This window comes from Flavobacterium sp. (assembly GCF_049240005.1).
GTDB lineage: Bacteria > Bacteroidota > Bacteroidia > Flavobacteriales > Flavobacteriaceae > Flavobacterium.
Genome location: NZ_JBMLTK010000064.1, coordinates 1 through 2,629 on the forward strand (window position 1 = coordinate 1; position 2,629 = coordinate 2,629).

Annotated in this window: 2 protein-coding genes; both read right to left on the reverse strand. The window is 38.2% G+C overall.

Annotation, left to right across the window (positions count from 1 at the left end; all coding sequences use genetic code 11):
- Positions 1–657: 657 nt before the first annotated feature.
- Positions 658–1,440 carry a hypothetical protein gene (locus tag ACOVQQ_RS06805; protein WP_421817537.1) on the reverse strand — a complete coding sequence of 261 codons (783 nt, stop codon included), beginning with the start codon at positions 1,438–1,440 and terminating at the stop codon, positions 658–660.
- Positions 1,430–2,629: RHS repeat-associated core domain-containing protein (locus ACOVQQ_RS06810; RefSeq protein ID WP_421817538.1), on the reverse strand; the 1,200-nt coding region annotated here is incomplete at its 5' end. The genes ACOVQQ_RS06805 and ACOVQQ_RS06810, both read right to left, overlap by 11 nt.

Here is a 2,629-nt window from a genome sequence, read left to right on the forward strand (position 1 = left end):
CGCTCCGTTCGCCTTTTCGGCTCGGGTCAGAAATATTGCAGATAACGCGGATTTGCAATCCCTGCTAAAACAATCTCACGCCGGTCCGTATTGCCCCATGCTACGAAATTCGCAAATACCAAGCAACTAACCTAATTTACTTTGCTATAATTTATCTCAAAATGAGGTGGTTGTATGGCAGTTTGCTTTTGATTGACGAAATTTGTACTATCCAAAGTCTGGGCTGGCCGCAACGAGAATAGGATTTCTAGAAATGCGCCCAGTACTTTTCTTGTGTTGCAATCCTAACCATTTTTTGAAGCCACTCCCGCCTTCCGCTGTAGTCCTCGTAAAAAAAGGCGTGTTTATGGGGCTACAACCGGCTTCTGTGGTCGCCGTTTTTAACCCAATTCACACAGCCTTTTTGTACTCCGGGCTGCCGCTGCACTCGGGGCTAGGCAACCGTCTTTGATTGTAAACGGTCGAAAAAGACGACCACTTTAAGCACGGATTGCACCCGAGGCTTTTGGTGAAGAGACGAAGTAAATCCGCGCTATCGGGCTGAAATTTCAAATTTGATTATAGTCGTAAGATAGTTGCGGAGCGAGTCATACATCAGCTTAACTAGATAGTTTTAATTGTAGTGCCATTATTGATTGTTAATTAAAGCCACTCTTTTTACCTTTTTACATCAACTTCAAAAGTGAGGGTATCAATAAGAACGGGCGTAACTTTATCATAAAACTCATATTTAACAATACTTCTAATGGTATTTTTACCTTTTTTGGTTAGTATCTCTTTTACATCAATTTGACAAGGTTCAACTTTTTTGATAAAACGTTTTACTTTTAAATTATCGCTACCGACATTTTCTATTGTAAAAGTTCGTTTAGCATTGGGTATATTAGCAACTATATACCTGTATATTAGTGTGTCACCTATTTTTAAATTCTGATCTTCATTAAAATTAAATTTTGCTTTATTAGCGAATTTGTATTGATAGGTTTCTATTTGCAAATATCCATTATATTTAGTTACTCCTTTTGCATCAAAACAAATTGTAAAGGCTGTTCTGCCAAAATCATCACACATGATATACTTTTCAATCAAACCAGTTTGATTGTAATATTTACATTCTAAATTAATTTTACTGTTTTTTCTAAAAAAAACCGCCTCAATTTTTCCTTCTTCATCGTAGTAAGAACATACTCCAAATGGCTCATTGTCTATAAATTGTCCCTCTGATATTCTAACTCCTCTCTCATTATAGTTCACGAACTTACCATGCATGATTGTATCTCCACTTCTAATAACGTATTCATTTGTTCCTATTAATTTACCTGATGGACTGTATTCTTTTAAAAGACTTACCTTTTCATCTTTAAAGAAAAAATAAACTACTATAAATCCTATCAGTAAAATTAATGCGATTATTACCTTTATTCTATATTTAGTTTTCATTCTTTTTCTTTTTTTGAGCATCATAAATGTCTTTTCTCACATATGTACTATTTCCTGTTGTAGCATCGTAAGCAGTTCTTACAAATTCAGTTTGTTCAGGCTTTACTTCTTTTTTATTAACACTTTGAGTAGCTTCGTCTACTTCTTTTGCTGTACCTGTTCCTGCGCCTACGGCATCAACAGCATCATTTATTTTATCCGTTTGTGTTGGCATTCCGCCGTTAGTTCCTTTATCCATAGTTCCTTTTGGATTAGTAGCTTTTCCAGGCTCCCTACCAAGTAATAGGTCTATTAAGCCTAATAAACCACCAAAGTCTACCCATTCTGCATTTCTACCGCCATTTCTCAATGAGCTTGGGTCTTGGTTATTTCCACCATCGGCAATAGCAAAACCTCCAGCAATTGATCCCGCAGAACTTTTACTGTGATCAGAAACTAAGTTCCCATTAATTGTAATTCTCTTAGTAGCGCCATCCATAACTAAATGATCGGTTTTGTTTTTACCGTAGCTTTGATCGCTATAGCTAAAACCTAAATGAGTATATCCTTTAATTGCTTTACTCCCTTCAACCCAAATTACCTTACCAGTTAATTTATTGCGGTACCAATCCGTTGCTTCCATCCCATCCGGATCAATAAAGTATACAGGATTATTTAAAGCATAAGCGTAGGTTGAGAATCTTCTACTCTTCTCCGCCAACGGATCCACATTCATCCACCTACCAATCGCGGCATCATAATTCCTCGCACCATAATCGTAAAAGTTCAACCCCAACTCATCCTGCCACTCTTTGCCGTTGTACTTATACTGCCACTCCCGTCTTTCCGTGGGCTGCAGTACAAATAACTCGCCGTTGGGTTCTTTAATGCGTTCGAATATTTCACTGGCGTAGTTTTCGTGTTTCAAACCAAAGGGGTAGTAATGGTTTTCCTCTAAGATTTTCGGAACTGCCGTACCGTTATCCGTATAACTCATACGCACGTTTCCGAGGTGGTCGGTGTAGTTGTACACGTAGAAAAAGCGGGCGGGTTCTTTAAACTCTACATAACCCTCCGAGGTGGGAAAAAAGCTCAATACCTCATTTTTGTACTGAAAACCGTCCAAGTAATCGGTGGTGGTGGTTCCGTTTATATCATCCACCTCTTTGCGAACCTTAACGCCTAGAGCATCATAAGTGTACCGAATGCG

What these genes read in the sequence shown, in the direction of transcription:
- ACOVQQ_RS06805 (WP_421817537.1), bottom strand. Translation starts at nt 1,440, where the DNA reads ATGAAAACTAAATATAGAATAAAGGTAATAATCGCATTAATTTTACTG.